The 22,152-nt window shown below is 42.2% G+C and carries 21 protein-coding genes, 1 tRNA gene and 1 other annotated feature; of the genes, 16 read left to right on the top strand and 6 right to left on the bottom strand.

The annotated features are described in order from the left end of the window. The first annotated feature begins 121 nt into the window (after positions 1-121). The 4 genes from SYN7509_RS0212145 to SYN7509_RS25815 all read left to right on the top strand — a co-directional run bounded on the left by SYN7509_RS0212145 (position 122) and on the right by SYN7509_RS25815 (position 3,205). Entirely contained in the window at positions 122-1,474 is a 1,353-nt protein-coding gene (locus tag SYN7509_RS0212145) for an APC family permease (RefSeq protein WP_009632330.1), read from the top strand. Positions 1,475-1,496: 22 nt separating this feature from the next. Then, entirely contained in the window at positions 1,497-2,138 is a 642-nt protein-coding gene (locus SYN7509_RS0212140) for an SAM-dependent methyltransferase (RefSeq protein ID WP_009632329.1), read from the top strand. Positions 2,139-2,250: 112 nt separating this feature from the next. Then, positions 2,251-2,559, top strand: coding sequence for a Uma2 family endonuclease (locus SYN7509_RS0212135; protein ID WP_009632328.1), 309 nt, complete (start codon positions 2,251-2,253; stop codon positions 2,557-2,559). Positions 2,560-2,809: 250 nt separating this feature from the next. Next, positions 2,810-3,205 (top strand): Uma2 family endonuclease, encoded by a 396-nt coding sequence (locus SYN7509_RS25815; protein ID WP_009631914.1) that lies wholly within the window; start codon positions 2,810-2,812, stop codon positions 3,203-3,205. Between the two features lie 21 nt (positions 3,206-3,226). Here the strand turns inward: SYN7509_RS25815 and SYN7509_RS0212125 are convergent, their stop codons facing one another. Next, on the bottom strand, positions 3,227-3,820 hold the full coding sequence (locus tag SYN7509_RS0212125) for a chromophore lyase CpcT/CpeT (RefSeq protein WP_009631913.1): 594 nt from the start codon (positions 3,818-3,820) through the stop codon (positions 3,227-3,229). Positions 3,821-3,944: 124 nt separating this feature from the next. Here SYN7509_RS0212125 and SYN7509_RS0212120 point away from each other — a divergent pair, with 124 nt between their 5' ends. Beyond that, a complete protein-coding gene (locus SYN7509_RS0212120; protein WP_009631912.1) occupies positions 3,945-5,165 on the top strand; it encodes a tetratricopeptide repeat protein in 1,221 nt (406 codons plus the stop codon). A gap of 9 nt (positions 5,166-5,174) precedes the next feature. Here the strand turns inward: SYN7509_RS0212120 and SYN7509_RS0212115 are convergent, their stop codons facing one another. Further along, a complete protein-coding gene (locus SYN7509_RS0212115) occupies positions 5,175-5,606 on the bottom strand; it encodes a pentapeptide repeat-containing protein (protein WP_009631911.1) in 432 nt (143 codons plus the stop codon). A gap of 332 nt (positions 5,607-5,938) precedes the next feature. Between SYN7509_RS0212115 and SYN7509_RS0212110 the strand changes: the two genes are divergently transcribed. Both SYN7509_RS0212110 and SYN7509_RS0212105 read left to right on the top strand, forming a co-directional pair. Next, a complete protein-coding gene (locus SYN7509_RS0212110; RefSeq protein WP_009631910.1) occupies positions 5,939-7,660 on the top strand; it encodes a diflavin flavoprotein in 1,722 nt (573 codons plus the stop codon). 140 nt (positions 7,661-7,800) lie between these two features. Continuing rightward, positions 7,801-9,504, top strand: coding sequence for a diflavin flavoprotein (locus SYN7509_RS0212105; RefSeq protein WP_009631909.1), 1,704 nt, complete (start codon positions 7,801-7,803; stop codon positions 9,502-9,504). Between the two features lie 37 nt (positions 9,505-9,541). On the opposite strand, the gene SYN7509_RS0212100 is transcribed toward SYN7509_RS0212105, so the two are convergent. Then, positions 9,542-10,099 (bottom strand): phycobiliprotein lyase, encoded by a 558-nt coding sequence (locus SYN7509_RS0212100; protein ID WP_009631908.1) that lies wholly within the window; start codon positions 10,097-10,099, stop codon positions 9,542-9,544. Between the two features lie 192 nt (positions 10,100-10,291). Here SYN7509_RS0212100 and rplS point away from each other — a divergent pair, with 192 nt between their 5' ends. From rplS to rplL, 8 genes are all read left to right on the top strand, one after another. Next, complete coding sequence (rplS, locus tag SYN7509_RS0212095) at positions 10,292-10,660, top strand: 50S ribosomal protein L19 (protein ID WP_432205684.1); 369 nt, start codon at positions 10,292-10,294, stop codon at positions 10,658-10,660. A 115-nt stretch (positions 10,661-10,775) separates the two neighbouring features. Further along, positions 10,776-10,848, top strand: a tRNA-Trp gene (locus SYN7509_RS0212090). 178 nt (positions 10,849-11,026) lie between these two features. Next, a complete protein-coding gene (secE, locus tag SYN7509_RS0212085) occupies positions 11,027-11,245 on the top strand; it encodes a preprotein translocase subunit SecE (RefSeq protein WP_009631906.1) in 219 nt (72 codons plus the stop codon). After that, the gene (gene nusG, locus SYN7509_RS0212080) at positions 11,246-11,917 is read left to right on the top strand and encodes a transcription termination/antitermination protein NusG (protein ID WP_009631905.1); all 672 of its coding nucleotides are present in this window, start codon (positions 11,246-11,248) and stop codon (positions 11,915-11,917) included. A 9-nt stretch (positions 11,918-11,926) separates the two neighbouring features. Continuing rightward, entirely contained in the window at positions 11,927-12,355 is a 429-nt protein-coding gene (gene rplK / locus SYN7509_RS0212075) for a 50S ribosomal protein L11 (RefSeq protein WP_009631904.1), read from the top strand. Positions 12,356-12,424: 69 nt separating this feature from the next. Further along, on the top strand, positions 12,425-13,138 hold the full coding sequence (gene rplA, locus SYN7509_RS0212070) for a 50S ribosomal protein L1 (RefSeq protein WP_009631903.1): 714 nt from the start codon (positions 12,425-12,427) through the stop codon (positions 13,136-13,138). Positions 13,139-13,158: 20 nt separating this feature from the next. Beyond that, positions 13,159-13,315 (top strand) — a sequence feature (ribosomal protein L10 leader region). A 38-nt stretch (positions 13,316-13,353) separates the two neighbouring features. Beyond that, the gene (gene rplJ, locus SYN7509_RS0212065; protein WP_009631902.1) at positions 13,354-13,905 is read left to right on the top strand and encodes a 50S ribosomal protein L10; all 552 of its coding nucleotides are present in this window, start codon (positions 13,354-13,356) and stop codon (positions 13,903-13,905) included. A gap of 37 nt (positions 13,906-13,942) precedes the next feature. Continuing rightward, the gene (gene rplL, locus SYN7509_RS0212060) at positions 13,943-14,335 is read left to right on the top strand and encodes a 50S ribosomal protein L7/L12 (protein WP_009631901.1); all 393 of its coding nucleotides are present in this window, start codon (positions 13,943-13,945) and stop codon (positions 14,333-14,335) included. 58 nt (positions 14,336-14,393) lie between these two features. On the opposite strand, the gene SYN7509_RS0212055 is transcribed toward rplL, so the two are convergent. Continuing rightward, entirely contained in the window at positions 14,394-14,969 is a 576-nt protein-coding gene (locus tag SYN7509_RS0212055; protein ID WP_009631900.1) for a Uma2 family endonuclease, read from the bottom strand. A gap of 111 nt (positions 14,970-15,080) precedes the next feature. Continuing rightward, positions 15,081-16,793: a serine/threonine-protein kinase gene (locus SYN7509_RS0212050; protein ID WP_009631899.1), complete on the bottom strand. Its 1,713-nt coding sequence runs from the start codon at positions 16,791-16,793 to the stop codon at positions 15,081-15,083. A 357-nt stretch (positions 16,794-17,150) separates the two neighbouring features. On the opposite strand from SYN7509_RS0212050, the gene SYN7509_RS0212045 reads away from it, so the two are divergent. Continuing rightward, entirely contained in the window at positions 17,151-18,947 is a 1,797-nt protein-coding gene (locus SYN7509_RS0212045) for an ABC transporter ATP-binding protein (protein WP_028954270.1), read from the top strand. Positions 18,948-18,979: 32 nt separating this feature from the next. Here SYN7509_RS0212045 and priA read toward each other — a convergent pair whose 3' ends face one another. Beyond that, on the bottom strand, positions 18,980-21,463 hold the full coding sequence (gene priA / locus SYN7509_RS0212040; protein WP_009631897.1) for a primosomal protein N': 2,484 nt from the start codon (positions 21,461-21,463) through the stop codon (positions 18,980-18,982). Positions 21,464-22,152 lie beyond the last annotated feature (689 nt).

Genomic DNA, 22,152 nt, shown 5'->3' with positions numbered 1-22,152 from the left:
CTGTCACTTTCTGGTCACATTTATTTGCAAAACTAATTTTAAGTCAAAGTTTTGACGAGGGCAAATAATCATTGGTGCGATCGCAAATTTTCAAGCATTTAGAAAAACATTGGGAGGTGGAATGGCACAACGCACAGAGCATAGTGTAAACGGGGCTGTAGTTTTAAGTGAAGTAGCCGCTCCCAAAAGTGCGATCGCTCTGGGAGATGCGTTAGCGCTAATTGTTGGTTTAGTTATCGGTGTGGGGATTTTTCAAACCCCCTCTATAGTCGCCAGCAATTTAGGTAGTAATTCTGCGGTGCTACTAGCGTGGTTTTTGGGCGGTGTAATGTCGTTAATTGGCGCTCTTTGCTACGGAGAATTAGCTACAGCTTATCCTCATGCTGGTGGCAATTATCATTACTTTATGCGTGCCTTTGGCTCTAAAGTAGCTTTTCTATTTGCTTGGGCGCGGATGACAGTAATTCAAACTGGCTCTATTGCTACAGTTGCCTTTGTTTTTGGCGATTATGCCTCCGAGTTATTACGTCTTGGCGACTACTCAGCGTCTATTTATGCAGCCCTGGCGGTGATTTTGCTAACAAGTTTAAATATTGTCGGTGTTGAGCAAGGAAAATGGGCGCAAAACTGGCTGAGTATCGCTAAAGTCTTGGGTTTGCTATTGGTAATTATCGTCGGAGCTACCTTTATTGCGCCCTCTGTGCCACCTGTAACTGCTCCCGCTACCACCCAAACTAACTGGGGTTCGGCAATGGTTTTTGTATTGTTTTCCTTTGGCGGCTGGAATGAAGCAGCTTACATATCTGCGGAGTTGCACAACGTCAAAAAGAACATGGTGCGGTTGCTAATGTGGAGTATTGGCATTATTACTACCATTTATTTGTTAATCAACTTTGCCTACTTGCATGGCTTGGGATTAACGGCAATGGCGCAATCAGAAGCTGTCGCCGCCGATTTGATGCGTAGTGCTTTTGGACAACCAGGAGCATTGTTTATTAGCTTACTAATTGCGATCGCAACTTTGGGCGCAACTAACGCCAATATCTTTACTGGCGCTCGGACTAACTACGCTTTGGGGCAAGATTTTCGCACCTTTTCTTTTTTGGGACACTGGAATCGCGCCAACACTCCCAAAAATGCCCTCCTCGTCCAAGGTGCGATTACTTTAGCTTTGGTATTGCTGGGTAGTTTTACCCGTAAAGGCTTTACAACAATGGTAGATTACACCGCCCCGGTTTTTTGGTTCTTTTTTCTTTTGAGCGGAGTATCGCTATTTGTTTTACGAGCTAAAGAACCTCAAACTCCCCGTCCTTTCCGCGTTCCTTTTTATCCAATTACGCCAATGTTGTTTTGCCTCGTCTGCGGCTACTTGCTCTATTCCAGCCTAGTTTATACAGGCATTGGGGCGGCTTTTGGCGTGGCGGTAGTCGTGGCTGGTTTGCCGCTATTGTGGCGTTCTTCCTATCAAAATTAACCAACTCTTACCAGGAGAAATTATGCAGTTTAAAAAATTATTCGTAGTAGCAATCGGTGTTAGTAGCTTAATGTTTGCTGGCTGCACCCAACAACGAGATTTTGACGCTCAAGCCCAACAAAGCCCGACTACAATTGAAACTCCTGCTACTACTGAAGTTGAAGCTCCCGAACGCGAACCAGATGTTCCTTACGTACCAACACCCGACGAAGTTGTAACTCAAATGTTGCAAATAGCTAATGTCAAAAAAGGTGATGTTCTCTACGATCTTGGTAGTGGTGACGGAAGAATTGTGATTGCGGCGGCGCAAAAATACGGTACGCGGGGAGTAGGTATAGATATCAACCCTGAACGGATTAGCGAAGCTAACGCTAATGCTCAGGCGGCAAAAGTAACCGATCGCGTTCAATTTCGTCAACAAGACCTATTTAAGACCGATTTGAGTGAGGCTACGGTAGTTACACTCTATTTGCTGCCAGATATTAATGTTAAATTGCGCCCGCAGTTATTTAGGCAACTGAAACCTGGTACACGCATTGTCTCCCACGATTTTGATATGGGCGAATGGAAGCCAGATCGGGTTGTACAAGTTCAAGGGCCAACTCGTCAGCATACTGTGTATTACTGGACTGTCCCGGAAACTGTACCCGCTAACTTACAGTAAATATATTAATTGGAGAGTAAGTCAATTGCAGGCGATCGCTTTAATTGAATTTTATTTTGATGACAAACTAAAGGTATTAGTTTGTCAATTTTTTTAAAAGGATAAATTATTGATGATTGCTCAAAGACATCCCCAATTGATGACTCCTTCAGAGTATTTGGCATGGGAAGAATTACAGCCGCCTAAGTATGAATATATAAATGGAGAAGTCTTTGCTATGACTGGGGGAATTTTACCCCATAACTCCATTGCTATAAACCTCACCTCTGCACTAAAAAATCACCTGCGGGGTTCTGGCTGTAAAGTCTTTATGGCAGATGCTAAAGTAGGAATTTCTCAAAATGGACCCTTTCATTATCCAGATGTGATGGTGACATCTCTCCGACCTGAAGGTGCGGAGCTTCCAAACCTCACGATTTAGATTTTTCTGGTTATTTCCATTACTGGTGTTTCACCCACTACCTAGATATGCAAAAACTACACATCCCCGGCGATCTGATTGCCCAGACACTTTCGATTCCCGACTGCCCATCGGTACTACACCGTATACAACGTTTGCCCGGACACCACGCTACTAGGACGTGTTCGGTTGAGTCAAGTTGCCCGTCGGTTAGGCGGTATGTATATTATAGCACATTGGAGAATATAAAAATCAAAGAAAATATAAAGCCGTGCTGAAGCAACGGGGCTTTAGACCCATTTTTCCGGTAACTTGCGACCAAAGCGATCGCACCGCCCGTAAAATAATCTATCACCCAATCTTAATTATGGAAGTTCTCTCCCCCAGTACCGAAGCCTTCGATCGGGGACGAAAATTTAGCAATTATCGTCGGATTGACAGCTTAAAAGAATACGTCTTAGTGGACGTAGATAGAATGGCTGTGGAGTGCTACCGCCGAAATCAACAAGGAATATGGGAATTAAGCCCTTATATACCTGAAGAAACAGGCACAAACGGCATAGAAATGGAAATTCAGCTACAAAGTGTTGATTTTCATTGCCCAATTTCCTTGGTGTATGAAGATGTTGTTTTTCCTGAAGATAATTTAGATTCTGCGGAAAATTAAACAGATAGAGTTAGCTTTTATTTACCTAACTTGTACTTCGTCGGCAAAACTAGCTTTACGCACAAATTGAAATGCTCCCGCTACCGAACCCCAGATATGTTCGTCGGTTTCAATATCTCGCCCTCGATCTAAACTGATAAATTTATCCCCGTCAATTTCAAATTCGCTATCTAAATAAGTTTTTGTGTCTTTGCGGAAAACAATACAACCTTTTCCCGGTTCGACAACACCTTTAAACGCGCTACCTGTCCAATCTACGAGCATATCGCAGCCGGGTAGTTTTTCTAAATGCTCGGCGGTTAAAGCTTTAAGACGTTCTTTAAAGCGCGATCCGCCATAAAATTGCTGTTCTTCCTTGACAGTATAGTTTTCAATTGCTATGCGATCGCCTGTTACCATCAATTTCAGCACCCGGACTCGATAGGGAGTGTTAAGCATATAATCATAGGCTTGCTCGATATAAAAACTCACTCCTGACAGCAATTCTAGGGGCAAGGGACGCATACAAACGCGAATATGAGCAAAAAAGGGCGGATTTTCAAAAGCTTGTTCCTGGTTGCTAAAATCGGCAGCCATCCATCGGGCTAAAGTTGTAATATCGGTAGAATGAGTCATTTGATTGACAATGTACTTAAAAATGTCTAATTTCTGTATTTTAAAGCTTGAGGTTAGCCATTTTTCAGGATAATTTTTTGCTTTTGTACGTCAATATACTTGAATAATTCACGCCTTTAACCTTATGCAGTCAAGCACTCAGCTATACAAACAAAATTCTCCTCAAAGCTTGGTGCTAAAACTATTGATTGGCGCTACTTTCTGGCTATGTGTTAGTACAAATGCGATCGCCCAAACCACAAAAGCTCCCCCCGCAGAGTTTCCCGTTAATCCTTTAGAAATCAAAACCCCCGATCCGCTTCTACCTTCCTCCTCTCCTACTCCAGAGGAGCAAAAAAACTTATCGGTGGCGTTAGATGAATTAAATAATCAAGCTCAAGCTAAGTTAAGTGGGGGAGATAAATTAGGCGCGTTTGAGACTTGGAATCGAGAATTGAGATTGCGGCGAGTATTGGGGTTTTTGGCTGAAATTCAGGCTTTGGGGCGCGTCGGTGCGATCGCCTGGACGGAAAACGAACGCTATCAAGTACAGGTAATTACTCAAAGGTTAGATACAATTTCGCAGCAACTAAAGTCTAGTAACGATTTGCAGCTATTAACAGCTTTAGCTACGGCTTTCCAGCAGGTACGAGTCCCAAAATCATCTTTAGCAGTTTACAACCAGATTTTAGTCCTTCAGCCCCAAGGTAGCACCGCCGCCGAAGAAACGTTACAAACCATTGCTGAATTACATTTGAGTTGGTTTGACTATCCCCAAGCAGTAGCTAGTTACAATCAGTTGCTAAGTCTAGCAAAAGCTAAAAGTAATCGCCCTGGGGAATTAGCATATTTGCAGCAGTTAGCTTATCTTTACGATCGCTCCAAGCAACGCCAGCAAGCAGTAGATACTAAGCAACAATTACTAGCAATTTACCAGCAAGAAAAGCTACTTACAGAAATTCCGACATTGCACTTGGCGATCGCTAATGATTACGAAGTATTAGGTCAGCTAGAACAAGCTTTTGCTGCTTATCAACAAGCTTATACTTCTGCGTGGGCATTACAACAGTTTTTTCAAGCAGGCGACGCACTCCGAAAATTAGTTACTTTGTATAGCTCTCAAAATCAAATTGATGAAGCTTTACAAACAAGTCAAATTCTTTTGCAAGCTGACGAGCAAGCTGTAAATGTTTACGGAATGATGAACACTTACGATCAAATTGGACAGATTAATATCAAAAGAGGTAATTATCCCGAAGCTTTAATTGCGTTTCAAAATGGTTTAGATTTAGCCAAACAGTTGCAATACCAAGAAGATTACTTTACTCAGCAAATTGCTTTAGTAGATAAGCAAATTCCTAAGTAGATGATTTTTCTAAAACTTAGATAAGTCTGCACCGTACAGTTTAGCATTGTTGAAGTTTGCCCCAGCTACAATTGCGCCATCCATATCGGCATTGTAGAGTTTGGCGCTACTAAAATTAACACCTGTAAGATTGGCTTCATTAAAAATAGCATCGGAAGCAAAGGCATTTAGTAAGGTTGCTTGTTTAAGATTTGCACCCGTCAAATCCGCTCCTTCTAAGTTGGCATTTGCTAAATTAGCTTGCTGTAAGTTTGCATCTCTCAAATCTGCACCAATTAAATGAGCGCTACTTAAATCCGCTCCTTTTAAATCGCATTTTTGACATTGATTAGTTTCTAATAACTGTCGAACGTGGGCGGGATTTTCTGCTTTAACTGGAGCTACTAAACAAATTGTACTGATAATTGCAGTAGCAGTAGTAGCTGTGAGTAACAGTTTCATCTTTTTGCCTCAATTTTTAGCGCAGGTTTCTATTAACCTTATTAATAGAATGCCTTGATTAATCAGGTTTTACATCCTACAATTGGCAGAATTATAAGGAGTAGTTTAGCCAAAGTCTGTCTTAAGTAAGAATACTTTGCCCCTCTTTTGGTAGTTGCTAATAAATAGATTTAATGAGCAAATAAAAAAAAGCCTGTAAAAAAGCAAGAAATCTTGCAAATTTACAGACTAATTAAAATGATTAAGATTTTTTAACCAAACCATAAAATTTTTAATAAAACTTTACTTGTCGCGCGTGAGAGAATGAAGGGTAGTTGCTAAGGAGACGACCGATGGTAGCGCTCACTGACACTAACCAAAAGCGGTTAACCACACAAATAGCCGAAATTGCGCCTAACACAACAGCGATTCGCTCCTTAGATTGGGAGCGCGATCGCTTTGACATCGAGTTTGGACTGCAAAACGGTACTACATACAATTCATTTATAATTCGCGGTGCAAAAACAGCTTTAGTAGATACAAGTCACGAAAAATTCCGCAAGTTGTATTTAGACACGCTGACGAAATTAATTAATCCTGTAGAAATAGATTACATAGTTATCAGTCACACCGAGCCAGATCATAGCGGATTAGTTAAAGATATTCTGCAATTAAACCCCGAAATAACGGTAGTCGGGTCAAAAGTCGCTTTGCAGTTTTTAGAAGATATGGTACACCAGCCATTTAAAAAGCAAATTGTCAAAAATGGCGAAGTTTTAGACTTGGGTAACGGACACGAATTAGAATTTGTCAGTGCGCCAAACTTGCATTGGCCCGATACAATGTTCACTTACGATCGCCAAACCCAGATTCTCTACACTTGTGACGCTTTTGGGTTGCACTACTGCGATGAATATACTTTTGATCAAGACTTAGGGGCAATAGAAGCGGATTTTCGCTTTTATTATGACTGTTTAATGGCTCCCAATGCTCGTTCGGTACTATCAGCGATGAAGCGGATGGACGAATTAGGGACGATTTCAACCATCGCCACCGGACACGGGCCATTGTTACAGCATAATGTCTGTGAATTAACCGGACGTTACCGGACTTGGAGTCAAACTAAAGCTAAAGCTGAAACTACTGTAGCGGTTTTCTATGTATCCGATTATGGATATAGCGATCGCCTTTCTCAATCAATAGCTAGTGGGATTACCAAAACCGGAGTCGCTGTCGAAATGATCGATATGCGATCGAGCGATTTACAGGAAATTCAAGAACTTGTCAGTCGCAGCGCTGGAATAGTAATTTCTATGCCCCCGACCTCAGCAAATTCTAGCGTTAAAACCGCTCTAAGTACCGTTTTAGCCGCAGCTAAAGGTAAGCAAGCTATCGGTTTATATGAGTCTGGGGGCGGCGATGACGAACCTATCGATCCGTTATTAAGTAAGTTTAGAGATTTAGGTTTATCGGCAGCATTTCCAGCCATTCGGATTAAAACTTCACCTACCGAAAACACCTACAAACTTTGTGAGGAAGCAGGTACAGACTTAGGACAATGGCTAACGCGCGATCGCAGTATTAAGGAACTTAAAGCCATCGATAGCAACCTCGAAAAAGCTCTAGGGCGCATTAGTAGCGGGCTTTACATCATTACAGCCCAAAAAGGCGATTTAACTAGCGCCATGCTGGCATCATGGGTGTCTCAAGCAAGTTTTATACCCCTAGGGTTAACAATTGCTGTTGCCAAAGACCGAGCGATTGAGTCATTAATGCAAGTGGGCGATCGCTTTGTCCTCAACGTGCTAGAAGAAGGAAACCATTTACATTTAATGAAGCACTTTCTAAAGCGCTTCTCTCCTGGTGCGGATCGTTTTGCAGGGATTAAAACCCAAAGGGCGGAAAATGGTTCGCCAATATTAACCGATGCTCTGGCTTACCTTGAATGCGTCGTTACTACCCGTATGGAAACTAGCGATCATTGGATAGTTTACAGTACCGTTGACGCGGGGAGAGTTTCAAAACTCGAAGCTCTAACCGCCGTCCACCATCGTAAAGTAGGAAACTATTACTAACCAAATCCCCTGATGTATATTTTCCCCCCTTTTTAAGGGGAGGCAAAAAGCGGTGTAGGGGCGCAATGCATTGCGCCCCTACTACTAACAAAAAGACTTTTAAAACCTCTGCTTTTTACCAAAAACTTATTTACCTGAATATGAAACCACGCGACGTACAGGTTCTTCCCATTGCTACCGATACCAGCGTATTGCGATCGCGTAGCTGGACTCAGTTAAGATTTGAAATTGAATATGCTTTAGCAAGAGGCACAACCGCCAATTCTTACTTAATTCGCGGCGACAAACTAGCGCTAATCGATCCCCCCGGCGAAACGTTTACAGAGATATATTTAGCAGCTTTACACCAGCGTTTTGACGTAGAACTAATAGATTACGTGATTTTAGGTCACGTCAACCCCAACCGCGCTGTCACCCTCAAAGCCTTACTCAAAGTAGCACCGCAAATAACTTTTGTAACTTCAAACCCAGGTGCGATCAACCTCCGTACTGCACTACCAGATATTGATTTAAAAATTCTCGTTATTAAAGGAGAAGAAACAATAGATTTAGGTAAAGGTCATAATCTCCAATTTATTCCCACCCCAAACCCTCGTTTTCCCGACCAACTTTGTACCTACGATCGCCAAACTGAGATACTTTACACAGATAAGTTATTTGGCGCTCATATCTGCGGCGATCAAGTTTTTGATGAAGGGTGGGAAATATTTAACGAAGACAGGCGTTATTACTACGAGTGTCTCATGGCTCCCAATGCCCGACAAGTAGAGACAGCTTTAGATAAATTAGCACCTTTTCCTGTAAGACTCTACGCAACAGGACATGGGCCATTAGTGCGGGAAGCTTTACCAGAACTAACCCAAGTTTACCGGACTTGGAGTCAACAACAGAATACTCAAGATATCAAAGTAGCTTTACTATACGCTTCGGCTTATGGCAACACGGCAACTTTAGCACAAGCGATCGCACGGGGAATTACTAAAGCTGGAGTTGGTGTCGAATCAATCAATTGCGAAGTCGCAGAACCTGCCGAAATTCAAGCAGCGATTGAAAAATCCGCCGGATTTATTATCGGTTCGCCTACTCTTGGCGGTCATATGCCTACACCTGTGCAAACCGCTTTAGGCATTGTCCTTTCTACGGCTACTAACAGTCAACTTGCCGGGGTCTTTGGTTCTTTTGGTTGGAGTGGTGAAGCAATTGATTTACTTGAAAGCAAACTCCGCGACGCTGGCTATCGTTTTGGATTTGAAACTCTACGCGTCAAATTTAAACCCAATGATGTCATTATCAAACTCTGCGAAGAAGCGGGTACAGATTTTGCTCAAGCTTTGAAAAAAACTAAAAAAGTTCGCACTCCAAGAGTTCCAGCTACTACTGTCGAACAAGCTGTGGGTCAATTGGTAGGTTCATTGTGTGTCGTCACTTCCCAGCAAGACGATGTAGCTAGTGGAATGTTGGCTTCTTGGGTTTCTCAAGCAACGTTTAATCCTCCCGGCTTGACAATTGCTGTAGCCAAAGACCGAGCAGTAGAATCGCTGATGTATCCAGGTAAAAGTTTTGTTCTCAATATCCTCGCTGAAGGTAAACATTTAGGTTTGATGAAGCATTTTCTTAAACCTTTTACACCGGGGGAGGATAGATTTACAGGCATTGCCACCGAAAAAGCGGCTAATGGTTCTCCGGTACTTAGCGATGCTTTAGCTTACGTTGAATGTTCTGTTAGCAATCGCATGGAAGCTGGAGATCATTGGATAGTTTATGCGATCGCAACCAATGGTAAATTATTACACTCAGATAGTCTTACTGCCGTTCATCATCGCAAATCTGGCAGCCATTATTAGATTAGTAGAGACGTTGCGATGTAACGTCTCTACAGTTTTACGCAAGACGTGTTTCTAAATACTGACCAATCATTTGTTGCTCGCCAGCACGAGAAATAATTGTTTGTCTTGTCCGATAATTACTACCAACTAGCTTTAATTCTTCTTCAAATACTGAGCCGTTATACTCGGTTCGCAAACACATAGTTTTGTCGTTAATAAAATAATAGTCCGCTTTTACAGGCTTGGGCGTAGCAAAACCGCGATCGCGATACAGTGTGTTTCCTCGGACTCCAAATATTGTCGAACCTTTAGCTTGCTTTTTTCCCGATACTGAATCGGTACTATCCCAGCTAACGTAAGCTCCACAAGTCAAACTTTCTAAATCGCTCAATTGGTGCAATTGTGCCAACTTTTGCAATTGGTCGCATCCTTGAGCTAAAAACTGAATCTCAATCAAGCTTACCATCTCTTTAGTTTCGCCCTCTGGCAAAGTGTAATAACGCCGCTCTGAACGCCATTTACCTGCGGAGGCTTGGAAAAATTCCTCAATTAGTAAACAGGCTTCTTTGCTTTGAACCAGTGGTAATGCTGTCACAAGTATTGATCCTTCCATAATCTAAAGACTGGGATTTCACGCAAGTCTTTGTTAATATTCTTAATATACAGATAAATTTCTTAAAGTCATCTAGTTAACGAAATAAGCTTTTAGAGATAGACGCTGGTGCGATCGCAACATCAAATTGGACAATTTACTAGACTCAACTGCATTTATAGACTTACAATTGATATTTGTGAGTTTTTTAATTTGACCATGAATGCTCAAGAGATCATCCGCTCCATTGAAGCGGAGCAGTTAAAGTCGAACTTACCCGATATCTATGTAGGCGATACTGTGCGGGTAGGTGTAGTAATCCAAGAAGGCGGCAAAGAACGCACTCAGCCTTACGAAGGCGTAGTTATTGCCATGCGCAATGGTGGCATTAATGAAACCATTACCGTGAGGAAAATATTTCAAGGTATAGGTGTAGAAAGAGTATTTTTACTTCATTCACCCCGGATTGAAAGCATCAAAGTTTTGCGTCGGGGTAAAGTTCGCCGTGCTAAACTTTATTACTTGCGCGATCGCGTTGGTAAGGCAACCCGGATCAAACAAAGGTTTGACCGACCTTTGTAAAGATGCGATTAGTTAAAGACGTTGACATCAACGTCTATTATTTGCAGCGACAATGTGATATAGTGATAAATCTGGGCGATCGCAGTTAAAAAACTGTAGCCGTTTAACACATTGGGCGCTCTTAGTTCAGTTGGTAGAACGCAGGTCTCCAAAACCTGATGTCGGGGGTTCAAGTCCTCCAGGGCGCGCTGAAACAAGTTCTGCCCGAAAGCATTGTCAAAACCGAGAGATCGGTAAGCAATCGCAGTCGGGCAGAATTATTGTGTGGAAGAAAGTCCTGTTAAGGTAACTTAGGAGCGCCACGAGACAGTAAATCATATAATTAACTGTTATAGGTGTAAAGTTTCCAGGAGCAAAAAGCTACCCGTGAATAAAAAGAACGAAGCTGAGATTCAATCAAATAATGGATTTAGCCCAACAAAATTTTTTCAAGGCACAAAAGAAGAACTAGATAAAGTAGTGTGGCCAAGTCGTCAACAATTAGTTAGCGAATCAATCGCCGTTTTGTTAATGGTAATTTTATCAGCAGGGATAATTTACCTTGTAGACGGGTTATTTTCTTGGGCATCAAAACAGGTATTCTAAATGAACTACGCAACAGATGAATCTAATGATCAGCGCCAAGAACAAAGAGACGACGAAAACACCATTTCAACGTCGTCATCGGCGCGTTGGTATGCTGTGCAAGTTGCTTCTGGCTGTGAAAAGAAGGTAAAAGCCGACTTAGAACAACGCGCCCAAACGTTAGATGTCGCTGATAAAATCGTTCAAATAGAAATTCCTCAAACCCAAGCAATTAAAATCCGCAAAGACGGCAGCAGGCTAGATAGCAAAGAAAAAGTATTTCCTGGCTACGTGCTAATCAAGTTGCAACGCTGGCATGATTCGGAAACCGGGGAATGGAAAATCTACGACCAAGCATGGCAGGTAATAAAAAATACATCCCATGTTATAAACTTTGTGGGAGCAGAGCAAAGACGGGGTACGGGTAGGGGACGCGGTCACGTTAAACCCTTACCATTAAGTAGTGCCGAAGTAGAACGAATCTTCAAACAAACCAGCGAACAAGAACCAGTAGTTAAAATTAACATTGGTGAAGGAGATAAAATTATTGTTTTATCAGGGCCCTTTAAAGACTTTGAAGGCGAAGTAATAGAAGTAAGTCCCGAACGAAGCAAGCTAAAGGCGCTATTATCGATCTTTGGACGCGATACGCCCGTAGAACTGGAATTTAATCAAGTCGAAAAACAAGGCTAAGACAAACCGATGGCGAAAAAAATAGTAGCAATAATCAAACTGGCGTTAAACGCTGGGAAAGCCAACCCCGCACCACCAGTAGGGCCAGCTTTAGGTCAACACGGCGTAAATATCATGATGTTCTGCAAAGAATATAATGCCAAAACCGCCGACCAAGCCGGGACAGTAATACCTGTAGAAATATCGGTATTTGAAGACCGGAGTTTTACCTTTATTCTCAAAACTCCCCCAGCTTCAGTGTTGATTCGCAAAGCAGCAGGCATCGAAAAAGGTTCAAACGAACCAAATAAAAAGCGCGTTGGCTCGATTACAAAGGCGCAATTACAAGAAATTGCCCAAACAAAATTACCTGACCTCAATGCCAATGACATTGATGCGGCGATGAAAATTGTCGCCGGAACAGCGAAAAACATGGGAGTTGCGATCGCTGAAACTTAGAATAGATTAAGCCAAAAATAACTTTATTAGGGGGAGAGGCACAGCTTCGCAATTAACCCCAGGAGAAAAATGACCAAAAAAATGTCCCGCCGACTGGTAGAACTGAACAAAAAAGTAGAACCAAAAGCTTACGAGCCAATGGAAGCTTTACAGTTATTGAAAGAGACAGCAACAGCTAAGTTTTCTGAAGCTGCTGAAGCTCATATCCGGCTAGGAATTGACCCCAAGTATACCGACCAACAACTGCGAACTACTGTAGCATTGCCCAAAGGCACGGGACAAACTATTAGAGTAGCCGTGATTACTAGAGGTGAAAAAGTAGCCGAGGCAAAAGCCGCCGGAGCAGATTTAGTAGGTTCAGAGGAATTAATCGATGAAATCCAAAAAGGGATGATGGATTTTGACCTATTAATCGCTACTCCTGACGTGATGCCTCAAGTCGCCAAACTAGGACGGGTGCTAGGCCCGCGTGGTTTGATGCCCTCGCCAAAAGGTGGTACAGTAACAAATGACATCGCAGGGGCGATTTCTGAATTTAAAGCTGGGAAACTAGAATTTCGTGCCGACCGTACAGGCATAGTTCATGTTATGTTTGGCAAGGCAGCTTTTGCACCAGAAGATTTGCTTGTAAACTTGAAAGCATTGCAAGAAACCATCGAACGCAACCGTCCATCGGGAGCCAAGGGGCGCTACTGGCGGACAATGTATGTATCATCAACAATGGGACCATCAATTCAAGTTGATATCAATGCCCTGCGTGACATGAAAACCGACGGAGTTTAAACCAAAGAAAACAAAGCTCAAAAACTTCATAGCAAAAGCCGAAGACCGCAGGAGCGATTACGCTTAATATCCTGCCGAGGTTTGTATTTGGAAATGCGATCGCTCTATAAAAAGAGTATGGCATCGAAAATATGACTTCGTTACCCGGCAGAATCTGTCGGGTTTTTGATTTTCTATGGGGACAGCAATGTTTTATTTAAGGAGGTGAGATAAACATGGGTAGAACGCTAAAAGATAAACAAGCAATGGTTGCGGAAATCAAAGAAACTTTGAGCCAAGCGCAACTAATTCTTGCCATCGACTATCAAGGGCTAACCGTAGCTGAAATTACGGACTTGCGGCGGCGCTTGCGTCCATCAGGGACAGTGTGCAAGATATCTAAAAATACCTTGATGGGCATTGCTATTGACGGTCAGGCTAACTGGCAGCCAATGAACGAATTGCTCAAAGGGCCATCAGCTTTTTTGCTAGTAAAAGAAGATATTTCTGGAGCAATTAAAGCTTACCAGGAATTTCAAAAAGTCAGCAAAAAAACCGAACTGCGCGGCGGTGTCATGGAAGGGCGTTTGCTGAAAGAAGCAGACGTAAAAGCCCTCGGTGATTTGCCATCGAAAGAACAGCTTATTGCTCAAATTGCTGGTGCTATTAATGGTGTAGCTACAGCGTTGGCAGTCAGCATTAATGAAGTCCCAGCTTCTTTAGGTCGCGCTCTCAAGGCTGTGGCAGATAAAGAAGATGGCAGCGCCGAAACCGACGTTGCAGCTTAATCGTTTAAAACAATTACAATTTTATTGGAGTTAATCAATGTCTGCTACCACCGATCAAATTCTCGAACAACTAAAAACTCTTACTTTGCTAGAAGCTTCTGAGCTAGTTAAGCAAATTGAAGAAGCCTTTGGCGTAAGTGCTGCTGCTCCTGCGGGCGGTATGATGATGATGGCAGGCCCCGGCGCTGCGGCTGCTCCCGAAGCTGTAGAGGAGCAAACGGAGTTTGATGCAATTTTGGAAGAAGTACCTGCTGATAAGAAGATTTCGGTACTAAAAGTAGTTCGCTCTTTGACAGGTTTGGGCTTGAAAGAAGCTAAAGATTTAGTAGAATCCACACCAAAGCCAGTTAAAGAAGCTGTAACTAAAGACGTAGCTGAAGATGCCAAGAAGCAGCTTGAAGAAGCTGGTGCGAAAGTAAGTATTAAGTAGGTCTATAACGCCGATCTTAAACTTTGAAGCTTGCTATTAGTCTAATAGCAAGCTTTTTTTATTCTTGTAGTATTTGAGTTGCAGTTAGTTCTAAATTGGGAAATATAGCCGAAGCAATCTTGCTCTCTTGGACAAATATCTTTTCTTCGTAAAATCCTTCTACCCATTCCAACACCGTCACCTTTTGCGCGATCGCATCGACAATCCAATACTCGGCAATTCCTCGCGCTCCATACTCCGAGCGCTTGTAGCGGTAATCGCGACTGCTTTGATTTGGGCTGACCACTTCAACTACTAATAGCGGCGCTGGCATTTCTGGCATTACAGTCGATCTTTTTGCTCCCACCATCGCTGCTGCCAACTCCTCGGAAAATACTATTAAATCGGGAACGCGCACCCGCGAACCTGTCGTCACAATTTCTGTTTTCATCGATAGCCGATAAGCGGAAATACCTTGTTGCACAAAGCAGACAAGGAGAAACATAGCAATTCGTCGATTAATTTCACTTTCCGCCGTCATAATTATCAAATTTCCATCTTCCAACTCATACATCGCATCCGTACCATCGTCATAACTAAAAAACTCTTCAAGAGTCATAGTCTTAGATGCCGCTCTATCTAAGGCGATCGCCATAATTACTTTACCTTCCTGTAAAAATAGTCTTAGTATTTATTATTTTAAGGATTGTCTTCAAATCCCTAATCGTTAGCGATGAGATTGGGAAAGCGATTATTTTTGGCTATTTCAATGTAAATCCGCTTCCCAAACACCAATATAAATACGATCGCGTTCGTTTCTCTCGATTGTGCCTTTTAAATTGCCTGTATTAAAGGAATAGCGATTAGTTTGGCGCTGGCGTACTTGCTCTAAACCTCTATTAATAACATCAGAAAAACGATCTCCTAGCATTCCTTGTAAGGTTGCTTGCATTACGTCAGATTCTACTGATTGGGCAAAAGCTACCTCTGTTTGCCGAATTTTTCCAGAATTGCGATCATACAAATAGCCCAAGGTAATGCGCTCCGGCTCTAACTCATAGATGACGGCGCGAGTATTACCCCAAATTCCTCTTGTATTAGTTTTGGGATTTCCTAGAGCCGCCCTTACTGTGCTTTGCGAAGTCCCTGGCGGGAAACCAATTACTTTGTTATTAGCTGGGGTTGGTGAGGAAGAAGAAATTGGGGTTGGAGTTGGAGAGGAAAGAGGAGTTGGGACTTTTGGGGTTGGTGAGGAAGAAAAAATCGGGGTTGGGGAGGAACGAGGAGTTGAAACTTCTGGGGTTGGTGAGGAAGAAAAAATCGGGGTTGGAGATGGCGGAGAACTAGGTAAAACTTTTTGGGAACTAGCCGCAGGCGATCGCTTTTCGGCGACACTAGAATTAGGTACTGGTGCTATTGGGGTTGTTGAATCAGAAGACTTGGGTAGTTGACTTTGTCCAAAACCAAACATAGCGGCAATCCCAACTAACCCCGTTGCTAATAAACCACCGATAATTAAATTTCTTTTTCCATCTCCTTGAGTTGCAATTTCTACCACATTTTTAGCGGGGGAAAGTACCGTAGGAAACTGACTCATAGCAGGAGCTACAGCCACAGTTGCTAAGGTTGATTGTCTAGGTGGTAAGCTAATTGCTTGAATTGCTTCTAGCATTTTTTGGGCGGTAGTGTAGCGATCGCGCGGATGGTAGTTAATTGCGCGATCGAGTACCTTAGTTAGTTCTAGACTCACATTTGGGCCGTATTTGTGCCACAAAATCTCGCCAGTTTCCGAGTCTAATTCTAACTGTTGGGGATGCTTGCCTGTAAGCATATAAATTGCTGTCAAGCCCAAACTGTAAAGATCGCTGGCATAAATCGGTCTTCCGGCGGCTTGTTCTGGAGCCATAAAACCCGGTGTACCAACGACAATTGAGCGATCGCTTTTCCCTTGAGCATTAATTACCGTGGCAACTGTTTCTTTGACTGCTCCAAAATCAATCAAAACAGGCTGGTTATTTAAGTTGCGTAAAATAATATTATCTGGTTTGATATCGCGGTGAATAATGCCGCCGCTATGAACGTAGTCCAAGACAGATAATAAACTTACCAAAATATTTTTAGCGTCAGGTTCGCTAATGGTTTCTTGGGCGGTGACAACATCGGTTAAGGTAGGCCCTTGAATCCATTCTTGGATTAAGTAAAACTGATCGTTTTCGGCAAAGTAGGCAAAAAGCTTAGGAATTTGGTCGCTACCTTCCCCTAGCTTTTCTAAAGTTGCAGCTTCCCGCCCAAAGCGCTCTTGCTGAAACTTCTGTTGTCCTGCGGGGTTGATTTGCGGGTTGCTCATCACCTTCAACTGCTTGATTACACAGCGACGGCGAGAAGGCAAATAAGTATCTTCTGCTAGGAAGGTTTCGCCAAACCCGCCATGTCCTAAAACCTGAATAACTTGATACCGCCCGTTTAGCGTTGTCATCATTAAAAGTCTTACAGTAGCGCTGATTAAGATTCAGATTTAGGTCTACATACCTTTACAAAATTTATATCACTTGCTTTGTAGTGTAACCAACTACCTAACGATTGAACTACCAAACTTTAGCAATCCATTTTGCGCTAGTGGGTTTTGGTGCTGTCAGCAAAAACCTGCTCTGCATAGGTGTGAAACTAAAGCCGATTAGTTATCGGTAGTAATGCGATCGCCTTGCTTAAACTCTCTATCTGCTCATACTAAGCAAACAACACTTAGCCCCGTGTTGAACCAAAATTAAAAATCCTTTAAGGTGAAATTTAGTATTTAGGTTTGTTTATAGTGTCATTGCGATCGCCCAAAAAGCAGATAACCAGTCTCAACGCCAAAAAAAAATCAACCACCAACCGACCGCTTCAGCGTTTATTATCCTACAGTAGCAATTATCGGCGGCTTCTTTGGCTGGCAACCACTTGCTCAATTTTAAATAAGCTATTCGATCTCGCGCCACCAGCTTTAATCGGTATTGCGGTAGATGTAGTTGTCAAGCAACAAGATTCAATTATTGCTCGTTATGGTGTGCGAGATGTCTACGGACAATTTGTTGTGCTTTCGATCTTGACGGTAATTGTTTGGGTACTAGAATCAGTGTTTGAGTATGCTTTTGCTCGGTTGTGGCGCAATTTGGCGCAAAATATTCAGCATGACTTACGGCTAGATGCCTACAAGCATTTGCAAGAATTGGAACTTGCCTATTTTGAAGAACGCAGTACCGGCGGTTTGATGTCCATTTTGAGCGATGACATTAACCAACTAGAGCGGTTTTTGGATGTAGGCGCAAATGATTTAATTCAAGTCACTACTACCGTATTAATTATTGGCGGGGCATTCTTTATTTTGGCTCCTGGAGTGGCTTGGATGGCAATGCTACCCATGCCATTTATTTTGTGGGGAGCGATCGCCTTTCAGCGTCGTCTAGCCCCTCGTTACGCTGCTGTCAGGGAAACAGTGGGTTTGCTTAACGGGCGATTAACTAATAATCTTACGGGTATCACCACGATTAAAAGCTTTACTACCGAAGACTACGAAATTGCCAGATTAAGGAATGATAGTGAAGCTTACCGTCAAAGTAACCGTCATGCGATCGCACTTTCGGCGGCTTTTGTCCCCTTAATTCGCATGATTATTTTGGCAGGTTTTACAGCGTTGCTGTTGTACGGTGGTTTAGCGGCGGTAAGGGGCGATATTTCGGTTGGTACTTATAGCACGCTCGTATTTTTAATTCAGCGCTTGTTGTGGCCTTTAACTAGATTAGGCGAGACTTTCGATCAGTATCAAAGAGCGATGGCTTCAACAACTAGAGTAATGAATTTACTCGATACGCCGATTGCCATTCATACAGGTAATATTTCCTTACCCTCGGTAAAAGGTGAGTTGGAATTTGAAAACGTAAATTTTGCTTACAATGGGCGCAACCCAGTAATTGAGAACTTATCACTGCATATTCCGGCAGGAAAAACTATTGCAATTGTCGGTTCTACAGGTTCGGGTAAAAGCACGTTAGTTAAGCTATTACTGCGACTTTATGAGGTGCAATCGGGAACTATTAGCTTGGATGGGGTGGATATTCGGGAGTTAGATTTTAAAAACTTGCGATCGCATATTGGTTTAGTCAGTCAAGATGTATTTTTATTTCACGGTACAGTAGGCGAAAATATTAGTTACGGGACGATCTCTCCTACGGAAAAAGAGATAATCGCCGCCGCCAAAATTGCTGAAGCGCACGAATTTGTTAAAGAACTTCCCCAAGGTTATGAAACTATTGTGGGGGAAAGAGGACAAAAGCTATCGGGGGGACAAAGACAAAGAATTGCGATCGCGCGTGCGGTTTTAAAAAATCCCCCGATACTAATATTAGATGAAGCAACTTCTGCGGTAGATAATGAGACAGAAGCGGCGATTCAAAGGTCTTTAGACAAAATTACCGTCAATAGAACCACAATTGCGATCGCTCATCGTCTTTCTACGGTACGTAATGCCGATTGCATTTATGTAATGGAACAGGGAAAACTTGTAGAACAAGGGACTCACGAACAGTTATTAGTACAGCAAAGAATTTATGCTAGTTTGTGGCGCGTCCAATCGGGCTTAAAAATTGAAAATTAGATTTTTGAAACAGACGTTCCACCGGAACGTCTCTACATCATATTTAACGGATCTACGTCAATGGTGAGGCTAACTGATGGCGGACAATGCGATCGCACTTCTTCCCAATTGGGTAATTGCGGTAAAGATTCCTCAGCAAATTTCAGCATAATTTGCCACCGATAACGGTTAGCAACTCGCAAAACGTTGGCGGGTGCTGGGCCTAATATGTCGTAAGCTGTACTTGCCAAAACCTCGGCTATTTTCTGCGCTGTTTGCTCGACAATCTCGGCTTCTATGCTACTTAAGCGCAACAAAATTAGTCTCCCATAAGGTGGATAATTTAGCGCCGCTCTTTGTTCTAACTCTGTAGCGATAAAAGGCTCAAACTCGTGTTTTTGTACAGCTTCAATTACTGCATGATCGGGGGTGTAGGTTTGGACAATTACCCGTCCTGGATCATCCCCTCTCCCAGCTCTCCCAGCTACTTGAGTTAGGGTTTGAAAGGCTCTTTCACTAGCTCTATAATCTGCCAAATGTAACAATCCATCCGCCGCCATTACGCCAACTAAAGTAACTTGCGGTAAATCTAACCCCTTAGTCAACATTTGCGTCCCTACCAATAAATCAGCTTCTTTATTAGCAAATTGCGTTAATAAGTTACGGTGAGCGCCTTTTGTGCGCGTTGTATCGCTATCAAATCGAATAAACCGTAATTCGGGGAACTGTTGAATTAATTCTTGTGCTACTCTCTGCGTCCCGCTACCAAAAAACTTTAAGTACGGCGAACTGCATTCGGGACAATTGCGAGGATGCGGTTTCACATAATTACAGTAATGACACTGCAATAGTTTACTTCCCTCAGTTTCGGTTTGGTGATAAGCCAAAGAAACATCGCAATTTGGACACTCAATTACATAACCACAACTGCGACAAGATACAAACGTACTATGTCCGCGCCGATGAATAAATAATATTCCTTGAAGACTTCGCGCCTTCATATCTTTTAGCGCTTCTTGCAGCGAACGGCTAAATATGGAACGATTGCCTAGTTGCAACTCTTTACGCATATCTACCACTTCTACCGGCGGTAAAGGACGCGATTGGATGCGTTCTGGTAAAGATAAGTAATAACTATTATCTTTTGTTCTATTTACCCAACTTTCTAATGATGGAGTCGCCGAACCCAAAATTAACGGACAATTTTCTAACTTTGCTTTCCACTTTGCAACATTTCGAGCGTGGTAAGTAGGAACGGGACTATCTTGTTTAAAACTATTATCGTGTTCCTCATCCAAAATTATTAAGCCCAGATTCGGTAAAGGCGCAAATACCGCCGAACGCGTACCAATCACTACTTGGGGTTCTCCCGTTAGCATTTGTCGCCAAGTGTCGTAACGTTCGCCATCGGATAAAGCACTGTGATAAACACAAACTTTTTCCCCAAAACGGGCGCGAAACCTGTCGGTTAATTGGGGTGTTAAGCCAATTTCGGGAACTAATACTAAGGCGGATTTGCCTTTTGCTAGTATTGGTGCGATCGCTTGTAAATAGACTTCAGTTTTTCCCGATCCTGTAACTCCATGCAACAATACTTCTGCAACACTATCTAAACTATTAATCTTTGCCAAAGCCTCAGATTGAGCATTGGTTAAGGTTTTTGGGCGATCTTGTGCTTGTAATGGCGATGTTTCTTGGCGTAAAACTTCGCGCTGTTCAATAACAATGTATCCTTTACTGGCAAGGGTTTTTAGAGTCGGTAGAGTAGTTTTGCATAGCAAGAGAAATTCTTTTAGCCATAATTCGCCACCGCGATCGCGTAGTATTTGTAAAATTTCTTGTTGACGCTTATTTAATTCTCCCGATAATATACTTCCAACTAGAGTTACTGCGGGTTTTGTTTGAGGTTTGGTATATCTTGGCAATTCTAAGTAACTTTCTACCCAACCACGTTTTAAGAGTTGCTGTATTCCCCAAGCAGATCCTTTAATCTGATTTTTGAGATACTTAGCGCTATACTCGCCCTGACTTTGACTTTTCAGTAGTTCCAATACTTGTTTAGCAGCGAGCGGTAAAAAAGCTTCTCCACCTACAGGTATATTTTCAGACTTTAGACGGATACGGCGCTGACTTCGTCCTAGTAAACCTGGTGGTAATGCTACTTTAATTACTGCCATCAAAGATGTATAGTAATACGCTGCTACTTGTTGCAACAATTCCCAATAAGTTGCACCAAAAAAACCCACACTTACTACTTCTTCCACTTCGCGGATTTTATCGATAGGTACATCAGCGCTTGGTTGCTCTAATAACCGAATTGCGATCGCGCCTACTTGTTGCGTACCAAAAGGAACACTTAGAATACTACCTAGTTTTACAAACAACATACTTTCTGGCAACTTGTACGTGTATATACCCGTAGCTCCCGGACAGTCAACCAATACCTCAATCCATTTAGGATTGTTTGACTGCGGCTGATAAATGCTTATAGGCTCTGCTACGACAAAACTTGACTCGTTTAATTTAGGTATATACATAAATCAGAGGTATCCTTAATTAAAGCTTTAGTTTAAAGTATGATTTTTTTATACTCAATAATGCCCAACATAAACGCCATAATTAGCCCATTATTGACATAAGTTTGAGCGATCGCCCTTAAAGTTGTAACTAATATTACGTAGGTACTTATTTAAAAAATCATATTTTCTCCCCATCGGTAGAGAGTAAAGCTTTGAGATGTATGAGATTCTGTTTTTGAGGGCGATAAATCAGTAATAGTTAGGCATAAATGTTCCATCATCGACTTAAAAACCGATCAAACAAAGTTGTCCTAGCACAACAATCAAATATTGCCATCATTCATTTTAGCTACTTAATTGCAAAGGTTGTTAATAAGTTTTGATAGTTTGGTGAGAATATAGTTAAAATTTACTTAGAGAGTGCTTAGGATTGATTATAGGCATTTCTTGGTAGCTAAATAAATTTATTAGTTAAGTTATTTTTGCAGTGTAGCTTTATCTAACTTCAAAATAACTCAATATAAGTCCGTCTAGGAAAACTATAAAAAGCATCCATAGCAACAGCACAAACATTTATTTTTGAATTAGCGCTAGGATAAGAACAGAATCATCTTCAAAGATAAAAATAGAAGGAGAAAATAGAAGTAACAACTTAACATTTAAAAAATATACTAAATTTTACTTATTCAAACTGCTATGTAGTCAAG

This window comes from Synechocystis sp. PCC 7509, from assembly GCF_000332075.2.
Taxonomy (GTDB): Bacteria; Cyanobacteriota; Cyanobacteriia; order Cyanobacteriales; family Chroococcidiopsidaceae; genus Aliterella.
Note: the sequence above shows the minus strand (reverse complement) of the source record. Positions and strands in the feature narration are given on the sequence as shown.